Below are 20,041 nucleotides of genomic sequence, written 5' to 3' on the forward strand. Positions count from 1 at the left end.
TGCAGCAAAATCATTAATGTATGAATAGCACCTCTCTTTCTACCTCACACCGAATGCTATTTTTCAATACCCTTGGGTTCCTTGTCTCTTTTGCGGGCTGGATGCTGAATGGGGTATTAGTTACCTACCTGGTTGATAACGGAATTTTTAACTGGAGCCTTGTGGATGTTGGATGGTTGTTGGGTATACCTGTATTAACCGGGTCACTTATACGCTTACCGGTCGGTATGCTTACGGATGTAATTGGCGGTAAGTGGATGTTCACTATTTTATTGTTGGGCTGCTCGATACCTATGTTTCTCTTATCGCAGGCGAACAGCTACAGTACTTTCCTGGTGCTGAGTTTTTTCTTTGGACTATTGGGAACCAGTTTTTCTATAGGCGTTGGGTTTACATCCGTATGGTATCCTAAAAACTGGCAGGGCAGGGCATTGGGTTTATTTGGATTTGGTACGATAGGATCTGCTGTGACAACCTTGTTTGCACCTACGTTATTAAAAAGATTAACCAGCAATGGTGCAAATCCTGAAGGCTGGCGGCAACTGCCTATCATCTATGCAGTAGTCTTAGCTATTGTGGGTATTCTCTTTCTTATATTCACCATTAATAAAAAACCGGAATCGTCGGATAAGACATTACTCAAATTATTGCAGCCTTTGAAAAACGTTCGCGTATGGCGGTTTGGGTTATACTACTTCCTGGTATTTGGTTGTTTCGTTACTTTCTCGCAGTGGCTATTACCTTATTTTGTAAACGCATATAACGTAAACCTTATTACTGCCGGTTTCCTGGCCTCCTGCTTTAGTTTGCCGGTAGGTATTTTCAGGGCTGTGGGTGGATGGCTGTCTGATAAATATGGTGCACGCCGCATTATGTATTGGGTGTTGTGCAGCTCGGTGGTGCTAAGCTTTTTATTAATCATTCCCAGGATGCAGATCTATTCTCCCGGTACGGGTATTATGGCCGCACAGGGAGGTACCGTTACCCAGGTTTCGGACTCACTGATACTGGTGGACAAGGAAGCTTATCCGATCGCTCAGAAGAGTCATAAATTTGATCATGTAGACAGAAAGGCAATGATCCTGCCGGCTAAAGATGTCTGGCAGGAGCCGGTGGTGAAGGTGGGAGATAAAGTGACTAAAAAACAATTGCTGGCACAGGGTACTACTATGATTTTTTTCAAAGCTAATATGTGGGTATTTGTGGTCATCATTATTTTAATTGGTGCATGTTGGGGTATAGGTACTGCGGCTGTATTTAAACATATACCGGAGTATTTTCCTAAAGAAATCGGGGCTGTTGGTGGCATGGTGGGCATGATGGGTGGTCTTGGTGGTTTTGTGGGCCCTATTCTGTTTGGGTACCTGCTAAATGTAACGGGGTTATGGACAAGTTCGTGGATGTTTGTGTGCCTGTTATCCTGCGGTTGCCTGATGTGGATGCACCAGGTGATTACTGCCATGATGAAAAAGGAAGTACCACAACTGGCGGATAAGTTTGATAAAATACCGGGTTGAGTAAGTGATTATAAAATGCGAAAGCCGGAGGTTGGTAGCTCCGGCTTTTTTTTATTTTTTAAACACAAAACATCCTTGACCCACATTGTGGAATCAGTAACGTAAGCGATGTTTTATCAATCAATGATGCGTCTGCGGGTGCAACAGCTTATACAGTTCCTGCTGAAGATCTGCGTCTTTAAGCTTATTCAGTTTTTCCGTTTCTATTTCATAAAAACCTTTTTTGGTACCTAAGGTGCCAATTACGAAAGTGTGACCGGCCTGAGCGGGTTCACCAGTTTGTGGGTGCTTTTTTGAAAGCGCTACGATAACATCTTTTGACTTTGACATACTGTGAATTTACCGATAAAAATCAGTAAACGTCGTATGATTAACATCAGCTTATTTTATGTGGGAGTCAGTCTTTTAATCCACTGCGAATAGCTTTCAGATAAGTTTTGTTATTAGCCTTCGTAAATACAATACTCCGGCATCCGTTGAATTGAACAAATGCCTTCAAAGCCTGGATGAACTTATCTATAATATCCTGATCAAGATCTACCTCTTCAAAATGCAGATTATGCACAATCAAAACTTTTTGCTTACGGTCTGCTTTGGCATCCATTCTTGCAATAAAGGTTTCACCTGCCAGTACAGGCAATGAAAAATATCCATACTTACGCTTGGGTGCCGGCACAAAACATTCAATCTGGTAATCAAAATCGAAGAAGTCTTTCAGGCGGTGACGGAATACATTGAGAATATCAAATGGAGAAAGAATAAAAACGTCGTTGGAGATTTTAAGATCCTTTTTCTGACCGGGAAGCATATAGAATGGTCCTTTGAGTCCTTCGACCATCACCTTTACGATTTCGCCTTCCTGCACCATCTTTTCCAGTTCCTTTTTTACAAGATTATCTTTCACTCTACGGGCTCTCCAGGCCATTTCTTTGACAGCTGCAATGCCCAGGGCTCCTATGGTACGGCGAATGACGAAACGGGCAAATTCGGCTTGCCCGGGCATGGTTTTATCTGTTTCCTGTGGTACGAGGTTGAGGGGCAGGTCATAGACCTTGTGAAAAGACCTGGTACGACTGATCATCAGTTCCCCCGTGAGATAAAGTCTTTCCAGCGCCACTTTTGCGGGTCGCCAATCCCACCAGCCGGAGCTGGCTTCCTGGCGGTCGTTTTCAAAATCCCCGACCATTACGGCACCATCCCGTTCTACCTGGTCCAGCATCTGTTTCATCAGGCGGATTTCTGCGGGGGTGGCAGGTTTTGCCTGTGATTTAAAGGCTGCTTTTACGGGGAGTGAAAACCGGAAGTCGTGCATGGGCAGGAAGCCTGCATCAGAGGTAAAGTATTCGAAAATGCGGCCGTCTTCACAAAGATCAGCCAGCCATTCGGTTTGATAGTCAGGTATGCGGGCGGCCATTACGTGGTGATGGGCACGCTCTACTACATAGTTAGTATCCAGTTGTACAAAACCCAGATGGTCGATCACCTGGAAAACGGCTTCCGGGCCTTTGCCGAATTGGGCTTTGCGGGCCAGGCCGGCGGCGGTGAGGATGATTTTTCGGGCCTGGTGTTTTGTAAGGGTAATGGAATCCATGGTATTTTGATTAACGTCTGCCCCTTTTGCTGGTTTGTTTTTCAGGTCTTTTGCCGGTGGTAGCGGGTTTGGATTTCCCTTTAGCGGGTTGGTTTCTTTCGGTGGTAGGCTTGCCTTTTCTTTCGCTGGCAGGTTTGCCTTTCCCGAATTGTTTTCCTTCACTGGCAGGTTTGCCTTTGGCGAACTGTTTTCCTTCACTGGCAGGTTTGCCTTTGGCGGGTTGTTTTCTTTCGCCAGCAGGCTTGCCTTTCCCGGGCTGAGCAGGTTTCTGCGCAGCGTATCTTTCTCCACCAGCTGGCTTATTACTTACCTTACTGGAATCAGCTATACTCTCCTTCAAATTTGCCAGCTCTGTTTCCGTCAGGTGTCTCCATTTCCCCAGCGGCAGTTTATCCAGCTTCACATTCATAATACGTACCCGTTGCAAACCCACTACCTCATAACCCAGGTATTCACACATTCTTCTGATCTGCCTGTTCAATCCCTGCGTCAGTGTAATCCGGAAAGTCTGCCGTCCCATCATCTGCACTTTACAAGGCAACGTACGTGTATCCAGGATAGGCACACCTTTAGACATCTGGTCTAAAAACGCCGTATCGATGGCCTTATCCACCTTTACAATGTATTCCTTCTCATGGTTATTAGCCGCTCTCAATATCTTATTGATGATATCGCCATCATTGGTCAGGAAGATCAGCCCTTCGGAGTCTTTGTCCAAACGGCCAATAGGAAAGATCCGCTTGGGATAATTGACAAAGCTGATAATATTATCCTTGATATGCAATTCAGTCGTAGTCGTGATGCCCGGCGGCTTGTTGAGCGCCAGGTATACGCATTTATCTTTTTTGGCCGCAGTAATCAGGCTACCATCCACTTCCACTGTATCCCCTGGTTTATAACGGTTCCCCAAAGCAGCCGGGCGATTATTCAATAATACCCTGCCAGACGTGATGAGTTTGTCTGCCTCACGGCGCGAACAATACCCTGTATCACTGATAAATTTGTTTAAACTAATTGATTGGTCCAATGATGTATCAATTTTAAAACCGGTCAGCGAGTGCCTTCCGGATGCAAAAGTCGGGAATTGGAAGGGATTTTCCTTATCCCAAATAAAAACCGGGTTATCCTGAATCTTTTAATCAGCCAATAAACAAGCATTGATACGAATATCGTCACTGATAAAATTAACAGAAATTGCAACACACCACTTCCCACATATTTTATAATATAGTACCCTCCTACCACGATAATCGTTTGATGAATGATATAAACAGGCAATACACTCCTATTCAGTTCTGGCAATAATTGATTGCTAAAATTGAACCTGCGCGAAAACAAATTTACAAAGTACAGTGGCCAGCTGAATGCTGACAATCCAAGGAGGATAGATACAATCACATGATTCAAAGAATAAGATGGATGGAAGGCTGCTTTTTTTAACGCCGGAACCATTAAGCAAACTATCAGCAATAAGGCACTGGCAATGCCCCCTGCCAACAACCAACTACTGTTCCTATGCAGTACAGACAGTAACTGAACCCGCTGCTGCATGAAAACAAATCCATACAGAAACAGGATGGCATAAGAGACAAAATCAGCCACACTGGTATATTCGGGGAAAACAGGTTTTAGCAAAATGAATGTAATCATAACGGGCAATGCCAACAGCAATAGCAATCGTGGCCGCTGCGTTAGCCAGCTAACATCCGGAAACCATTTAAACAATGGGTATAACAACACTGTCATAATAAACAAAGAAGGTAAATACCACAGGTGAATACCTATTTCCAGCAGCCATTGAAAGATGTCAATTCCGTAGTGCCGGGAGGCAATAAAATAAGGATAGTGGGCTATGAAGTCCCCGAACAAAAGACCTGGTTCCTGCTGTAATTTCTGATAGTAATACTGACAAGGTATAATGACGATGCAGCCAAATATAAACGGGATGATCAGCCTTTGAAACCTATCCATAAAAAATTGCGCTTTCTTTGATTGCAGGGCCAGAAAGGTACCTACGCCTGATACAAAGAAGATCAGGTACAATCGCCATGTATGAAAAAAGACAGTCAGTACATCAGCCACCAATGTTTTGTGAGGGCTTTTTATCAGCCAGTGAAAGTTGTTGAACGGTTGCCACGAGTGAAAGAGGATCAATAAGCCGAAGGCAGATATGCGAAGCCAGTCTAAAAAATGGATTCTCTCTTTTGGTTGCATAGTTGAATTTTTAACGGTTAAATGGGATTCATCAATTGAATTAAATATACACTGGCAGACCTTATAATTTGCTTAAAAGCTATTTAGGAATAAAAAAGCTACCGCATTACAATTATCTTATACCGCAACCTTTATTCATCACTATAATCCATTTAAATGAAAATGACCCAACCCATGTACCTACTGGCTATCATAGCCATGCTTACCCTTGCCTGCTCGAAGGACAACACCGTTAAACATTCAACACTAACCGCCACTGCATTGGCGGATGCATCTGACCTGACCGGTTACGCAGCCTGTCATGCTACCTACGTAGCAACCATCAATAATCCGCCGGAAGGTTATATTCCGGGGGATGCAGAAATTGCACTGAGTCAATGTATAGATGCATTGATTCAAACCAACCCCGGCAGCCACCCGGTAGAAGAATGGGAACCGCCCACCAATATCATTCTTGATCCGGGCACCCCTACCTCCAACCCGAGTAACTCCGGCTGCGATAACACAAGAGTTGACGACTTTTTTGGATTGTCTTACGTCAGCGCCAATAATACAGCGCAACAAATGCAGGATGCGGAAGACCTCTTTGTACGCTATAGCACTATGATCTGCGAGGCAGTTTCCGCTTACCTGGCTGCCAACCCGGGTGCTACACTGGCATATTATCAAAAACCCGATGTAATTACCCAATGGGCGGCGCAAAACCCAACACAGTTTACATCCACAGACGACAGGGATAAGTTTATACGATTTGCTGCCATGATCTTCTTGTATGAACACTTTACCATCTGTGTGGGACCCAATACAATCGCCACCCCGGTTTCTCCCTTCCAATCAGATTATTCCAGCTGCATCAATCTCGTCACACACGCATTTCTATAATCTTTTAAGGGAGGTGTCGGTCAGGCGCCTCCCTTATAGACTTAACAAATTATTCATATATATTTTATTCACGCCTCAACTTTCCTCTCTACCTTGCGCCCCTAAGTGAACGAAAAAGAAATATAGAAAATAGATGAAAAGAATCACCCTGCTGATGATGAGCGTCGCCCTGTGGAGCGCCTGTAACTCTAACCATGAAAGTAAAAACCTACCCGCTGGTGATAGTGCCAAAGCAACAACTGCTGCCATCAGCGAAAACATGATCCTTCTTTCCGGCAGTACAACCATTGCACCTTTGGCACAGAAAGTAGCCGGATACTTTCGTATGCAGAACGATAGTTTTGACATCAAAATTACCGAAGGTGGTAGTAGCGTAGGTATTGCAGACCTGGAGAAAGGTGCGACTGACATCGCCATGTCATCCCGCGACATGAACGAAGCAGAACGGAAAAAGTTCCAGGAAACCAATCACCCCATCACCGAAGTAAAGATTGCGGACGATGCGCTGGCAGTAGTAGTACATCCCGGTACCGGTGTGGACAAGATCACCCGGGAGCAACTGGAAAAAGTTTTCTCAGGTGAGGTGACTAACTGGAAAGAACTGGGTGGAAAGGATATTAAGATCATGATTATTTCCCGCGAGAGCAGTTCCGGTACGTATGAATTCTTTAAAGAAGCTGTAATGAAAACGAAGGAATTCACCACCTTAGCCATGTTCCAGCATACCAATGGCACTGTTGTCAATAAAGTGAGCAATACGGTAGGGGCAATTGGTTACGTGGGTCTGGCATTTATCGATGACAAAGTAAAGGCATTGCCCGTGTGTTTTGATGGTAAAACCTATGTAGCGCCTGATATTAAGCATGTGAAATCAAAAACTTATCCGCTTGCGCGGCCTTTGTTTTTTATATATCAGAATAGTAGTGCCGCTAAGGTGAAGACTTTTGTGGATTACCTGCTTTCTGCAGAGGGTCAAAAAGAAGTAGAAGAAACCGGATACGTACCTATTATATAACCTTAAGCTATCACCTGCCCAAAGCAATCTTCGGGCAGGTGCATAGCAAATGCTTTTATAAAGCCTCCTGATTCACAGGCGATTCATTTTTCTGCCTGGTAATCTTTTGTAAACTGATGTTTTCACAAATAGCGTAAACTGCATAAAAGCCCATCAGCATAAAAATTGTAATTCTGCTGGTGTTTGCCCTGTTGACTACGGCATAAATTGTTATACCAGCCAGGCAAAGCATCATACGGCTGATCATTGCACCGTATACCCGAAGCATAAATACGCTGTTGCTTTCGGCCTGAACCCCTTTACGGCTCATGTTGTAGGTAAATGTTGAAAGAGCAGCTAAAGCAAGGTTGCCAAAAAGTAACACATTGTGGTGAACTCCATTGTCTAACAACCAGGCTTTCCCAAATAATAAAGTGGCATTCAATAAAATAAAAAGGCCAATGACTCTAAAGTAGAACCTGTCACTCATTTACAGTTGCATTCTTTGATAATTATTCGAAAATTCGGCCGCAAAGCTACAACGAAATGCTAAAAAAGACAAAATGATCAATGACGAAAATCATAAAAACGACTGATTTTTGACATTTTCAGGAGTATTTTACCGTTCCGCCCGCCAGGTAGCGGGTAAATTAAAATATGTATATTCGGAATATGAAGAGCCTTTTATCCATCAGTTTTAAGATCACCAGACTTGAATACGCGCAATACCTGATCGCATATATGTACCGAAGACCCACTGTCATCATACTGAGCGTACTGGGACTTTACTCACTGATCATGCCTGTCCTGGTAGACTATGGCATAGTAGGATTTTTCAATAAAAGTATGTTCATGTCGCTACCCTATGCGCTGGCTATGCTGTTTTATCCACTCATTATCACAGGGATAGCAGTATTGCAGCGAAATAGAAATGCGTTTCTGAGACAGGAAATGCGCTATGAGTTCGATGACGAAGGCGTGCACATACAAGGAGAAGATTTTAAAAGCGACCTTGCATGGTCGCATATCAGGGAAGTAAAGGAACTGGCAGGGTTCCTGATCTTAAAGCCTTCTAAACGCGAAGGTTACTTAGTGAAGAAAAATGTGCTGGGTGCTGATGAGATTACTTATATTAAGGATAAAATTGCTGCTGCAAAACAAAAATAAATGGGTATAAGAATATACCCATTGCTACTTAAACCTACAACCAATATACCTATTGGTACTACTATAAAGCAATTACAACTCCCTTATGCTCAGTTGTATGTGCCGAAAATAATCCCAATGCTCCATTAGAAATATTATTCACCGGGTTATTTGGAGTAGTACCTCCGCCAGGCCCACTATCTCCTATTAACGCCAGTGTTTTATAATACAAGGCCACATTAGTATCCACGCATTGCATTTCTATACTGATCACATCTCCTTTTTTTAGCTCCAGGTCATCGTCATTAACTTCTAAACGGGTGGTATTTACCACTCCATTCCTCACTTCATCATCCTGCACAAAATGCTGGTTAATGATCTTATCATTCACGGTTAATATAAACCGGTACTTATTTCCCGCTACCAGGGGATCAGTATATACAGGAATTAAATTGTATTCTGTATCACCAACAATCTTAACCGTTTCTACTTTTACTGAATCAAATGGAACTAGTGCGGGCATGGTGCTCTTCGCAATATAAACTTCGTTATCTGCCTGCACGGTTAGTGTATACGATCTTCCTTCCACACCGGTTATCCTCTTAGTCTGGTATAGGCCATTTCCCATTATTGCCAGCGTATCTATATTTCCTGCATCATCATTGATGATCACCATTGCACTGTCAACCGTCGGGTAACTCCCCGTCTCTTTTAATTTCACTGACCGGGTGATTTTTACAAAATAAGGTCCTGCTTCATTGGTGATATTGCCTTCTATGACAATGCTGGATTTGTTGTCCTTGTATTTTAAATCCAATACCTTTTCACAACTGGCAAAAAGCACTGTAATTAATATGCCGCTGATTATATTTTTCATTCTCTTAAAAATTGAAGTTATAAGTTACACTGGGTATCCACTGGAAGAGTGATGTCTGCACAGCATCTATTTGCTGGGGATTGTTTTTATTTTCTTTAAAAGTGATGCTGTATGGATTCTTACGGCCATATACATTGTACAATCCAAAACTCCATGAGTGATTGCGTTTCTGGTAGGTTAAACTAAGGTCTAACCGGTGTGTGGCAGGCATCCTGTCTGCATTACGGCTACCATATTGATAGATGACCATATTGTTCAGCACATATTTCCCGGTAGGGAATGTTACCGCGTTGCCCGTAGTATAGATGAAGGCCCCTGAGAGCGTCCATCGTGGGGAAAGGGTATAAATACCGACTATTGATAAATCATGTGTACGGTCCTGCTTTGCATTGTACCATTCATTATTGTTGATGCCCTGTATTTTCCTTTCTGTTTTAGACAGTGTGTAACCAATCCAACCTGTCAATAATCCCTTTTTCTTCTTTAATAATACTTCCACGCCATACGCCCTTCCCTTACCAAAGAGCAGCACGCTTTCTATGTTAGTAACCGTGTTGAGGTCTACTCCATCTTTATAGTCGATCTGGTGCTGCATTGTTTTATAATAGACTTCGGTACTCAGTTCATATGCGTTGTTATACAGGTTCTTACTGAATCCAAGACTTACCTGGTCTGCCAGTTCCGGTCGTATTGTATCACTGTTGCCAATCCACTGATCGGTAGGACTACCACCTGTAGAGTTGCTCATCAGGTGCAGGTTTTGCGTATTACGGGCATATCCCATTTTAATGCTAGCTGTATTGCTTACCCGGTAATTGACAGATAATCTGGGTTCCCAGTTAGCATAAGTTTTACCATCCCGGATATTGTAAAAAGAAAACCGTAATCCATAATCCACATTGATGCTTTCAGAAGCTTTGAATGCATTGCCCACATACAGGGCATTCTCCAATCCCTTCTGGCTCCTCCTGGTTCTTATTATATTCGTTCCGCCTGCAGTAGTAGGTGTAATGGTATGATGTATTACATTGAAGCCAAAGCGTATGGTATTTTTTGCACTTGCATACAAAGTAAAATCCTGCTTTAGGTTCAGGTCCCTGATATGGGAATTAAAATTTGTCTCGCTGTTATCGCTCTTGAAGCTGACATTGAAATCGTAGTTACTATAAATGAAAGAGGTATTGGAAAACAGCTTGCCGCTCAATACACTGTTCCACCTGAGTGTACCGGTTGAATTTCCCCATTTACTACCAAATGTTTTGGACACACCTAATACATCTTTGCCAAAATAGCCGGAGAAAAACAGTTTATTCTTGTCATTGATAGCCAGGTTGGCCTTTGCATTCAGATCGTAGAAATACAACTGTATGTCTTTGAAATCGGGAGATATCTTTGCAAACAGATCAGCGTAGGTACGCCGGCCTGAAATGATGAAAGATGATTTGTCTTTTTGAATAGGCCCTTCTACCGTTAGCCTGCTACTGATTAACCCTATTCCACCACTCATGTGGTATTCTTTATTATTACCTTCTTTCATCTTCACATCCAATACAGATGACAGTCGCCCCCCAAACTGTGCAGGGCTGTTTCCTTTGATGATGGTTGCATCTTTGATTGCATCGCTATTGAATGTGCTGAAAATGCCTAACAGGTGAGATGCATTGTATACCGGTGCTTCGTCCAGCAATATCAGGTTCTGATCGGTGGCACCTCCTCTTACAGAAAAACCATTGCTACCTTCTCCATTAGATTTTACACCAGGCAGCAGCTGAATTGTTTTGACCAGGTCTTTTTCGCCAAATACGACGGGGAGTTTTGCCGCATCTTTCATATTCAATACTTCTGTACCCATTGTAGCACTGGTCAGGTTATCGTTCTCTTTCCGGGCCTTTACGACTATTTCCTGCAATTTGCTCTCGTCCGCCATATTGATGTTTACCTTTACATCGGCAACCAGGTCTACCGGCACCAATTCCTGTTTGTACCCTACATAAGAAAAGCGAAAGGTATAATGCCCTTTGGGCAGTGAGATGGAATAAAACCCGTACTCATTGGTCGTTACACCTACACTGGGTTTTTCTGCTATTACGACATTCACCCCGATGAGTGTTTCACCGGAAGATTTTTGCTTTACCGTTCCGCTTACGGTAAATTTTGACTGTGCCAGCAATAATGTTGTGCTGAATAGAAAAAGCAGGCTTATTGCAACGGTTCTTTTGTGCATAGTTATGGATTAGGATAATTACCGTACAAATGTGGAATCAAAAATGAGCCTGTAAAAATTTCTGAGAAGAAGGGAAGGGAATATGCGAAGAATGTAACTGCTTAATGTGAATACCGGTTAAAAAACTCATCGGCATACGTTCTGCCAATAGGGAATTCCTTGTCGCCAATGTAAATAGTGGTTCCCCGCACCGCTTCTATCTTACTGAAGGGTAATATAAAACTGCGATGTACGCGGATGAAGTCACCGGCATGTAGTTTCTCCATCATGTCTTTCATAGGCATTCTGGCTACTATCGGTTTGCGGTCTTTGATATGGATTTTGAGATAGTCGGCCAATCCTTCGATATAGAGGATATCGGCCAGGGGGATTTTTATCAGGCTGAAATCAGCACGCACAAAAATGCTACTCTGGTCTTTCTTATTGAGGTATTCAAAATACTCCTGTGCTTTGTTGATAGCCTGTGTAAAACGCTTTTGGTTGATAGGTTTTAGTAAATAGTCAATGGCATTTAATTCATAACTCACCACTGCATATTCGCTGAATGCAGTCGTGAATATCACCATGGTATTCTGCTGCAGGGACCTGACTAAGTTAATACCGGTCATAGCAGGCATTTGGATATCACAAAATATAAGGTCAGCGGGAAATTTTCGCAAATGCCTGAGCGCTTCGCTGGGTTGGGTAAAAGTTTTCTGCAATTGAATTACATTGCTTTTAGCGCACAGGGATTCAATCACTGTGAGTGCAAGCGGTTCGTCGTCTATGGCAATTGCATTGATCATTGTAAGTTGATATGTAAAGAAACGAAAAATTCTTTTTCGGTATCATTTATCACCAGCAAATGTTTGGCCGGGTAAATCAGGTTCAGGCGATGTTTGGTATTTTCAATTCCTAATCCACTACTTTCTGCAATTTCCCGCTGTATATTCACTTTATTATTGACTACGCTCAACTGGAATTCACCTTTATTCATAGAGATCCCGATCCTGATATGGCTTTTCTGTTCTGAATTCACACCGTGCTTAAAGGCATTTTCCACAAAGGGCACCAGCAACATAGGCGCAATACGCATGGCAGGAATATCATCCTGGCAAATGTATTCCAGTTTCACACTTCTATCCAATCGTAATTTCTGTAGCTCGATATAATTGCTGATGTAGTTTATTTCATCTTCCAGCAGTACAAAATCCTGCTGGGTATCTCTCATGGTGTAGCGCATCATCTCCGAAAGTTTGTCTACCATATCTGCTGCCCTGGGTGAGGTATCGATAGCGATAGCGTAAATATTATTGAGGGTATTGAACAGGAAGTGAGGATTGATCTGCGATTTGAGAGAAGCAATCTGTGCAGAAAGTTTTTCGCTTTCACTTTGTTTTAACCGGTTATAAATCGTCCATAATATGGAGGATATGATAGATAGCAGCCACAATAAAAGCGCGTTGACGATGATAACAGGGATGATTTTCTCAATGATGGGATTCGTTGTCGGGAAGGTAGCAGGGTTGAAATCTGAAAAATAAAAGATGGTACCTGATAGCAAAACAACTGTGACGATTGCCAGCAATAGAAATGAAAAATACAACCAGTACTTCCTGTTGAGCAGGTACTTAGGAATGAGAAAAAGATAGTTGAAATAAAAAATGGTGAGCAATACAGCACTTAATACCAGGCACAGTAAAAGGTACTTACTATCAGACGTAGGGTCCAATGCATTGAAGACCTGATCCGTGGATACATAAGGAATGACTAACAGTAATATCCAGACCAGGGCATGTGTGGAAATAATAAAGCGATTGACTTTCATAATTGGTTTGAAAATAATACCCAAACCAAAGATATGTTTCTTTCTTCTCAAAAAAATTGAGATGAAGGAAGGGGATTTGTAGAAGTAGGGGGGCAAAAAAGCCGGAGGAAAATCCCCCGGCTTCACTCAATGTAAAATAAAAGCACTGACCTCCGCTAATCCCGGTTGCGGCTGCGCATCTAACCCTGACACCGGTATTAACTTAAAAAACCTAAACTTCTTTCGTGCCTGCAAATTAAAATACTGCTTATTCGGGCTCAGATCAATCAGCGTATCCACACCCAGGCTCTCCCAGTTCTGGTTATCATTTCCTACCAATACCTGCAATTCTTTTATCTTCCTGTCTCCACTCTTCTGCACAAAGATAAATCCATCCACCGGCACACTTCGGCCCATGTCCACCGTAATCCAGTGATCAGGATAATTGGTGGGAGAAGTGGAATACCGCGTGATCCAAACCGTAGATTCATTATTATCTATCAACCGTATTGCCAGTCTGTCATTCACCAGTTCTTCAGAACTATATCCTGCAATCGTCCAGTTATCTTTCCTGTAAATTCTTCTGACAGGCTCACCGGCAGGCTTTATCACCGGGTAACCAATCTTAGCCGGCACGCCAAAATTGGGTGTACCATCTGTATTCCATGTAAACTTCTGTATACGTGCATTACGCGCCCCACCGCCCGGTGCATTACGCGCATGATAGATCAACCAGTCTTCCGTGCCATCGGGTGATTTAAAGAACCCATTATGCCCGGTACCATATGCGCCACTCTCTGCCAGCATAGAAAATACAGGATGATCTGCTTTTGTCCAGTCAGCAGGATTCAAAGGATCTCCGTTTGCCTTCAAGGATAACAATCCCAGGCAATAGGTATCTACCCAATATCCACTTGCTGAAAATGTCAAAAACAATTGGCCGTTTGGATTAATCAGCGCCTCTGGCCCTTCGTTGATGGCATTTCCATTCTTTTCCCAGTCGTACGTTGGTGTGGAGATCATCACCCTGGGTCCTGCAATCGTCCATGGGTTGCTCATTTTGGCAATAAACAATTGTTGTGGTGCGGCACCGGCATTACTCCCCGACCATACCATGTACAATTGATTATTATACTTGAACACATTTCCGTCTATCGCCCACAGATCTGTAGAGTCGCTCACCTTTCCTTTGAACACCCAGGTTCCCTGCATAGGATCTGCATTTGTATTCTCTACCACATACATGCGGTGATTGGCATTAGAGCCATTGTCGGCAGCAAAATAGATGTACCACTTATTATCAATCTCGTGCAACTCCGGCGCCCAGATATTTTTTGAATACATCACGCCTTCTGGATCGGGTGTCCATGCAGTGTATTGGGGTGCCAATGCCAGCTCTGACATGGCTGTGGTAGCGTACAGTACCAGTTTACCCCCCTGTGTATACGTGAAATAATACCTGCCATTCTTTTGTGCTACCCAGGGGTCTGCACCAAATGACACAATGGGGTTCGTAAAAGTGGTCTCAAGGATAAAATCATCTGCCTGCGTACCTGGTTGTGGATCTTTAGTACAGCCGGCAAACAGTGCCAGGCATAAACAACCTAGTAAGTAAACAACATTTGTTTTCATGTGGAAATTTATATGGTTAATAAAAGCGCCTTCAGCATACTGAAGGCGCTATGAGGGGAATTGCTACTCCTGTGCTTTGATCGCATCTTCCAGGTTATCTATCGGCGGCTCATTTGCTTCATAACCTGAATAGCCATAATTCTGATTTAAACGGCCTTCCCTGTTTGCATCAATGTCAGACTGGGGTACCGGCCATAAAATATGGTAAGGGCTGGCTGTAAACGTTGTACCATACACCGTTTTCACACCTTTGTTATAAAAGTTATTGTACTTCGTTAATCTTTCGAACCAATAGCTACTGATAGAAAGGTTATTTTCATCATAGGTTTTACCAAATTCATCGGACATATGGGTACGGGCAAAGATGTAAGAGATGCGGCTTAACTCCACATGCCGCATCTCTTCGTAATAGAGCTCGCGGGCTCTTTCATCCAGGATCACACCCATGTTCATATCTCCGGCACTAAACATGAGTGTACAGTGCGCACGACGACGTATCGTATTCACATCTTCTGCGGCAGCTGCCAGGTTACCTTTCCAGAAATAAGCCTCTGCACGTAATAAATAGGTTTCTGCCAGGCGATAAATGTACCAGTCACCAGCGCCACCATTATAGTTATCCACCGTTTCACTTCTTGGGCTTTCTATCCAGAGCTTATAGTGTGGCCAGTCAAAATAGGTTCTTATGGTATCGATCACGAGCAACTTACCAGCATCATTGTACAACTGCACATGCTTACCATAATAACTATCTCCACTACTTAGCAAATTTGGATTGTTATAGACCATATCTTCCATATTCATCCAGTTGCCGGTACTTCTGCTATGACGCAGATCGCTCGTATCTGTCCAGATCGTAAAACGGCTGTACCAGGTAGGTCTTGTTTTAGCAATACCACGGCCGTATGTTTTGCGAAGATCTATTTTATCGTGTGTTGCAGTATAACTGGTGCTCAGTCCCGGTTTACCTGAAGGTGTGCTGATCAGCTGATTGCCTGAACTGCCATAAAAAGGCAATGCATTTCTCATTGTATACATATCCTGCCGGCTGTTGATCAGGTCTTCCCTGCTGATGATATTGAAGATGGTCTCCTTGTTCGTAGCGATGGATTTATTGGGTGCACGATGCAGGTCCCATATCACATTGCGGGTGATGTTGTGTACAGCAGGCATGGGATTAACGAAGGTACCAAAGGGCTGCGTCATCAGTGAATACCCCTCTGTATTAATCAGGTCATTGGCCACATTGATGGCCTTATCAAACTCGTTGGAAGCCAGGTACACCTTGATCAATAACTGCTGGCAGGCACCTTTCGTCACCATCCCATAATCTCCTGTAGCAGGTACATGCTGTACGGCAAACTCCATATCCGACATCAACTGTTGCAGGATCACCCCTCTCTTTGTAGAACGGAAATTAAATTTAGGTGCAGTAATCTCCTTTGTCAAAAATGGTATATCACCAAAATCAAATATCAGCCACATATATCGGAAGGTGCGATGAAAATACGCCATCCCCATCATCTGGTCACGCAGCGTGGTGTCTAAACCCTTCACACGGGGCAGGTTGGAAATAATCGTATTCGCATACTTTATTCCCTTATACCCCTCATACCAAAACCAGTTAATCTTGTTGGTATTGATATCATTGTTGTTAGACGTAGGCGTAATCATAGCATTCAGATCCTGCGCGGGGCCTGACTTGTCAGTTGTGCCATCGATTGCGACATCTGAGAAAAGTAAATCTGTCAGTAAGGGACATCCCTCTCCTGTCCATACATAAGTCAGGTTCCTGTTACAACTGGTAATCGCTGCTTCCAGTCCTTCTTTGGTAGTGAAAGTAATACTCGGTTCATAGAACGAAAGCGGATCCGGGTTCAGAAATTCTTTTTTACAGCTGGTAGGCACCAATATCAATAATCCAAGCAGGGTGGCTATTAAATAGTTCTTCATATCAGTTCAGTTTGAAACATTAAAATGAGGCAGTCAATCCAAACGTATAATACCTTGGCATCAGCGATGTGGTTTCAGGGTCCCAGTATTCCCAGTTCTTTGCCCACACCGCCACGTTACGAACAGCTGCGTATACTTTCAGCTGTGCCATATCTATTCGCCTGATCATGCGGGCAGGGAGCGTATAAGATATGGATACGTTGTCCAGACGGATATAAGACTTATCGATTACGCGCGCAGGTGAAATGTTCTGCACATTTGTGGAATTCAGTCTTGCGTAAGTAGCTGAAGGATGTTCTGGTGTCCAGTATTTTCTCACGTAGGAATTTTCCCTGTCTGTCTGCGCCCCAAAGTTATTCATATAGTCTGTGGAAGTGGCTTTATGCCCCCAGTTTGAATAGATATTGAAAGAGAAATCAATGTTCTTAAACAACGTAAAATCATTCCGCAGGGTAAAGCGGAAACGAGGCGTAGTCATACCAAGAAACTGTTTATCCTCATTGGTATATTTACCATCATGGTTTACATCTTCTACTTTCACATCACCAGGTATTTCTCCGTATTTGGCGGCTTCATCCCTGTCTTTTTCCTGCCAGATGCCCAGTACCTTGTACGTCCAGATGGAGGCAATATCATGGCCGATGAACCATCCGTTACTGATATCATCGATTTCTTTAGACCCTGTAATATTGCCGTTTCCATCCAGTACGTCTTCGTAAGTATAGTAGAGGTGTCTTACTTTATTCCTGTTCAGGAAGAAACCCAAAGTGGTATTCCATTCAAAGTTTTTGCGGCGCATAGTTTGTGCAGTCAGCCCCAGTTCAAAACCTTTGTTCACCACTTCGCCAAGATTGGTGGTCACCGTACTGAAACCTGTAAAGTCGGGTAATGACTGGTCCATCAGCAGATCGGTGGTCGGCATATAATAAGCTTCAATATTACCGGTCAGCTTATTATCAAAGAAACCAAAATCCAATCCCACATTCCAGGATGAAGTAGCTTCCCATTTCAGGTTATAGTTAGCCATGCGATCTACATAGAGCTGAGACAATTCATACACGGTACCATTGCTGGTTACGTATGGATACCTGCCCGCACCGGTAGTGAGGTTGGACAATGCCTGGTAGATACCAATAGAACGGTTCCCATTCATGCCCCATGACAAGCGCAGTTTACCAATGCTCATCGGCGTCCAGTGGAAGAAGCTTTCATTCGCAAAGCTCCATGCAAAAGCCAGCGAAGGGAAAGTCGCTCTTGGATTAGAAGCACCAAATGCAGAATAACCATCTCTGCGTACAGAAGCAGTGAGCATATAGCGGCTATCATATGAATAAAATAACCGGGCCATCAATGCATCGCCGGTACTGTGTGTATCATTGCTACTGATCGTGGTTTTCAACGGATTCGCTGCACCCAGGTTATGGAATCCCAATGCATCGGTAGGCGTAAAGTCCGTAGCAGTAATGATTTCATTCCATGAGCGATGTTCTTCTGCATTCTGTAATAAGGTCACCTTTACACTATGCTTATGTGCAAACGTGTAATCCCAGGTAATAATATTGTCTATCTGCCAGTCAAAGTTTTTCGTATTCTCTCTCACCACTTTTCCATTATCAGACCATAAAGGATTCTCTGATGATTCATGATATCTGTTGTAGAACCACTGCATTCTGGGAGAGAAGTTCAACTGATAGGTGATATTGAAAGGCAGCTTAATTGTCTGATAAAGCGTCGTATTCAAAACGGTATATCCCTTTTCCAGTTCTTTGTATTGGTTACTATACAGCGTATTCGTACCCTGGTTTACGCTGGCACCCATAGGCTGGCCATCGAGCGCGCCGGTAGAATCATAAGGATTTGAAAACGGGGAGTTGTTGATGATCTGCCCTTCCCAGTCAACAGCAAGATTGCCATCGCTACGATCCTGGAAATTGATGTTTACGCCAGTATGCATCCATTTATTCACCTTGCCGTCTAATTTGATATTAGAGCGGTAAGCACGGTATTTATCACCTACCACAATACCTTCATTATTCAGATATCCTAAGGAGAAGTAATAGTTAATTACATCTTTGTTTCTGCCAGAAAAACTAACATTATAATTCTGTTGTAAACCATGCTGGAAAGATCCCCTGAACCAGTCGTAGGTACGCCCTTTGGCATAATTGGCACGTTCTTTATCAAATAGTCCCAGGCGAAGCAACCAGATTTCTTCATTTGTACCAGAAATCGCATCATACGCCCGCCAGTCATCCAGGGTAATGCCATATTTGTCGAGGTTAGCCTGGGTAGGGTTTACATACTTAGCAGGGTTTGCCCACCTGGAAGTACTGTTAAGCAGATCGGAACGATATTGCAGATAGCCGTCGGCATCGTACACCTTGCGGGATTTACCCAGGGTGGCCACACCTGTATTGGCGTCAAAGCGAATGATAGGCTTATCTGAGGCGCCTTTTTTAGTGGTGATGATAATGACCCCATTCGCAGATTTAGCGCCATAAATGGCCGCCGCAGAAGCATCTTTCAATACATCGAAGTGTTCCACATCCTGTGGATTGATTTCAGAGAGCTCGCCGAAGAAGATGACCCCGTCTAATACAATAAGCGGGTCATTACTGGCTTTCAGGGAACGCTGTCCTCTCACCATCATGTCTCCGCCTCCTTTTGCAGAGGCACTTTGCCCTACCATCAGTCCCGGTACACCACTGCGTAGTAAGTCCTGTATGGAGCGGGGGCTTTCTTTTTCCAGTCTGGCGGTTTTGAGTTGGCTGATGGAACCTGTCAGGTCTTTTTTCTGCATGGAGCCGTATCCGACTACCACCACTTCATTTATTTTCTGTTCTGCAAAATGCATGTCTACTCTTAAAGAGAAGTCTGCATTTGCCTTCAGGTTATACCCCGAAAGGGTTTGGGGTTCGTACCCAATGAATGAAAAAGTAAAAGTATAACCCGGGCCTGCCGGCAACCGGCTGAAGGTAAACAGGCCAGAGCTGTCTGTTTGTACAGAAGCGGTAAAATTGTTTGCTGCGTTTTTTACTGTTACGCTTACTCCCCAAAGCGCCTCTCCTGTCTGTTCACTTTTTACAATGCCGGTAACATCCGAACGTCCCTGGTTTTGCCGGGCCTGTAGTGATAATGGGACAAAACTGTAGATAGCCGCTATGCAAAGCACGGCGAACGTGGAATTCAATTTTTTCATTTTGTAACTGCTGTATTGATTTAGAC

General features: G+C 43.4%; 16 protein-coding genes. 4 read left to right on the plus strand and 12 right to left on the minus strand.

The window, feature by feature from the left end; translation table 11 throughout:
• The first annotated feature begins 20 nt into the window (after positions 1-20).
• Entirely contained in the window at positions 21-1,517 is a 1,497-nt protein-coding gene (locus tag ABDW16_RS17410; protein WP_343671470.1) for an MFS transporter, read from the plus strand.
• Positions 1,518-1,637: 120 nt separating this feature from the next.
• Here ABDW16_RS17410 and ABDW16_RS17415 read toward each other — a convergent pair whose 3' ends face one another.
• From ABDW16_RS17415 to ABDW16_RS17430, 4 genes are all read right to left on the minus strand, one after another.
• Complete coding sequence (locus tag ABDW16_RS17415) at positions 1,638-1,847, minus strand: hypothetical protein (RefSeq protein ID WP_343671472.1); 210 nt, start codon at positions 1,845-1,847, stop codon at positions 1,638-1,640.
• Between the two features lie 67 nt (positions 1,848-1,914).
• Positions 1,915-3,108, minus strand: coding sequence for a crosslink repair DNA glycosylase YcaQ family protein (locus tag ABDW16_RS17420; RefSeq protein WP_343671474.1), 1,194 nt, complete (start codon positions 3,106-3,108; stop codon positions 1,915-1,917).
• A gap of 10 nt (positions 3,109-3,118) precedes the next feature.
• Positions 3,119-4,135: a 23S rRNA pseudouridine(2604) synthase RluF gene (gene rluF, locus ABDW16_RS17425; RefSeq protein ID WP_343671476.1), complete on the minus strand. Its 1,017-nt coding sequence runs from the start codon at positions 4,133-4,135 to the stop codon at positions 3,119-3,121.
• Positions 4,136-4,158: 23 nt separating this feature from the next.
• The gene (locus ABDW16_RS17430; protein ID WP_343671478.1) at positions 4,159-5,322 is read right to left on the minus strand and encodes an acyltransferase family protein; all 1,164 of its coding nucleotides are present in this window, start codon (positions 5,320-5,322) and stop codon (positions 4,159-4,161) included.
• A gap of 156 nt (positions 5,323-5,478) precedes the next feature.
• On the opposite strand from ABDW16_RS17430, the gene ABDW16_RS17435 reads away from it, so the two are divergent.
• Together ABDW16_RS17435 and ABDW16_RS17440 are read left to right on the plus strand one after the other, a co-directional pair.
• On the plus strand, positions 5,479-6,204 hold the full coding sequence (locus tag ABDW16_RS17435; protein ID WP_343671480.1) for a hypothetical protein: 726 nt from the start codon (positions 5,479-5,481) through the stop codon (positions 6,202-6,204).
• Positions 6,205-6,337: 133 nt separating this feature from the next.
• The gene (locus ABDW16_RS17440; protein ID WP_343671482.1) at positions 6,338-7,219 is read left to right on the plus strand and encodes a phosphate ABC transporter substrate-binding protein; all 882 of its coding nucleotides are present in this window, start codon (positions 6,338-6,340) and stop codon (positions 7,217-7,219) included.
• Positions 7,220-7,274: 55 nt separating this feature from the next.
• Here ABDW16_RS17440 and ABDW16_RS17445 read toward each other — a convergent pair whose 3' ends face one another.
• Positions 7,275-7,688, minus strand: coding sequence for a hypothetical protein (locus tag ABDW16_RS17445; protein ID WP_343671484.1), 414 nt, complete (start codon positions 7,686-7,688; stop codon positions 7,275-7,277).
• 182 nt (positions 7,689-7,870) lie between these two features.
• On the opposite strand from ABDW16_RS17445, the gene ABDW16_RS17450 reads away from it, so the two are divergent.
• Positions 7,871-8,365, plus strand: a complete 495-nt coding sequence (locus tag ABDW16_RS17450; RefSeq protein WP_343671486.1) for a YcxB family protein — start codon at positions 7,871-7,873, stop codon at positions 8,363-8,365.
• A gap of 61 nt (positions 8,366-8,426) precedes the next feature.
• On the opposite strand, the gene ABDW16_RS17455 is transcribed toward ABDW16_RS17450, so the two are convergent.
• The 7 genes from ABDW16_RS17455 to ABDW16_RS17485 all read right to left on the minus strand — a co-directional run bounded on the left by ABDW16_RS17455 (position 8,427) and on the right by ABDW16_RS17485 (position 20,015).
• The gene (locus ABDW16_RS17455; protein WP_343671488.1) at positions 8,427-9,221 is read right to left on the minus strand and encodes a DUF4249 family protein; all 795 of its coding nucleotides are present in this window, start codon (positions 9,219-9,221) and stop codon (positions 8,427-8,429) included.
• Positions 9,222-9,225: 4 nt separating this feature from the next.
• Positions 9,226-11,445 (minus strand): TonB-dependent receptor, encoded by a 2,220-nt coding sequence (locus ABDW16_RS17460; RefSeq protein ID WP_343671489.1) that lies wholly within the window; start codon positions 11,443-11,445, stop codon positions 9,226-9,228.
• A 101-nt stretch (positions 11,446-11,546) separates the two neighbouring features.
• Positions 11,547-12,230: a LytTR family DNA-binding domain-containing protein gene (locus ABDW16_RS17465; protein WP_343671490.1), complete on the minus strand. Its 684-nt coding sequence runs from the start codon at positions 12,228-12,230 to the stop codon at positions 11,547-11,549.
• Complete coding sequence (locus ABDW16_RS17470) at positions 12,227-13,303, minus strand: sensor histidine kinase (protein ID WP_343671492.1); 1,077 nt, start codon at positions 13,301-13,303, stop codon at positions 12,227-12,229. Before ABDW16_RS17470 ends, ABDW16_RS17465 begins: the two co-directional genes overlap by 4 nt.
• A gap of 75 nt (positions 13,304-13,378) precedes the next feature.
• On the minus strand, positions 13,379-14,863 hold the full coding sequence (locus ABDW16_RS17475) for a family 43 glycosylhydrolase (protein ID WP_343671493.1): 1,485 nt from the start codon (positions 14,861-14,863) through the stop codon (positions 13,379-13,381).
• Positions 14,864-14,926: 63 nt separating this feature from the next.
• Entirely contained in the window at positions 14,927-16,816 is a 1,890-nt protein-coding gene (locus tag ABDW16_RS17480) for a RagB/SusD family nutrient uptake outer membrane protein (RefSeq protein WP_343671494.1), read from the minus strand.
• Positions 16,817-16,835: 19 nt separating this feature from the next.
• Positions 16,836-20,015 (minus strand): SusC/RagA family TonB-linked outer membrane protein, encoded by a 3,180-nt coding sequence (locus tag ABDW16_RS17485; protein WP_343671495.1) that lies wholly within the window; start codon positions 20,013-20,015, stop codon positions 16,836-16,838.
• Positions 20,016-20,041: the final 26 nt, after the last annotated feature.

It is taken from the genome of Chitinophaga sp. (assembly GCF_039596135.1).
In the GTDB taxonomy this organism is placed as follows: Bacteria; Bacteroidota; Bacteroidia; order Chitinophagales; family Chitinophagaceae; genus Chitinophaga.

Bases quoted from the DNA above. Each gene is read 5' to 3' on its own strand.
- ABDW16_RS17410 (WP_343671470.1), top strand. From the start codon at position 21: ATGAATAGCACCTCTCTTTCTACCTCACACCGAATGCTATTTTTCAAT.
- ABDW16_RS17415 (WP_343671472.1), bottom strand. From the start codon at position 1,847: ATGTCAAAGTCAAAAGATGTTATCGTAGCGCTTTCAAAAAAGCACCCA.
- ABDW16_RS17420 (WP_343671474.1), bottom strand. From the start codon at position 3,108: ATGGATTCCATTACCCTTACAAAACACCAGGCCCGAAAAATCATCCTC.
- ABDW16_RS17430 (WP_343671478.1), bottom strand. From the start codon at position 5,322: ATGCAACCAAAAGAGAGAATCCATTTTTTAGACTGGCTTCGCATATCT.
- ABDW16_RS17435 (WP_343671480.1), top strand. From the start codon at position 5,479: ATGAAAATGACCCAACCCATGTACCTACTGGCTATCATAGCCATGCTT.
- ABDW16_RS17440 (WP_343671482.1), top strand. From the start codon at position 6,338: ATGAAAAGAATCACCCTGCTGATGATGAGCGTCGCCCTGTGGAGCGCC.
- ABDW16_RS17445 (WP_343671484.1), bottom strand. From the start codon at position 7,688: ATGAGTGACAGGTTCTACTTTAGAGTCATTGGCCTTTTTATTTTATTG.
- ABDW16_RS17450 (WP_343671486.1), top strand. From the start codon at position 7,871: ATGAAGAGCCTTTTATCCATCAGTTTTAAGATCACCAGACTTGAATAC.
- ABDW16_RS17455 (WP_343671488.1), bottom strand. From the start codon at position 9,221: ATGAAAAATATAATCAGCGGCATATTAATTACAGTGCTTTTTGCCAGT.
- ABDW16_RS17460 (WP_343671489.1), bottom strand. From the start codon at position 11,445: ATGCACAAAAGAACCGTTGCAATAAGCCTGCTTTTTCTATTCAGCACA.
- ABDW16_RS17465 (WP_343671490.1), bottom strand. From the start codon at position 12,230: ATGATCAATGCAATTGCCATAGACGACGAACCGCTTGCACTCACAGTG.
- ABDW16_RS17475 (WP_343671493.1), bottom strand. From the start codon at position 14,863: ATGAAAACAAATGTTGTTTACTTACTAGGTTGTTTATGCCTGGCACTG.
- ABDW16_RS17480 (WP_343671494.1), bottom strand. From the start codon at position 16,816: ATGAAGAACTATTTAATAGCCACCCTGCTTGGATTATTGATATTGGTG.
- ABDW16_RS17485 (WP_343671495.1), bottom strand. From the start codon at position 20,015: ATGAAAAAATTGAATTCCACGTTCGCCGTGCTTTGCATAGCGGCTATC.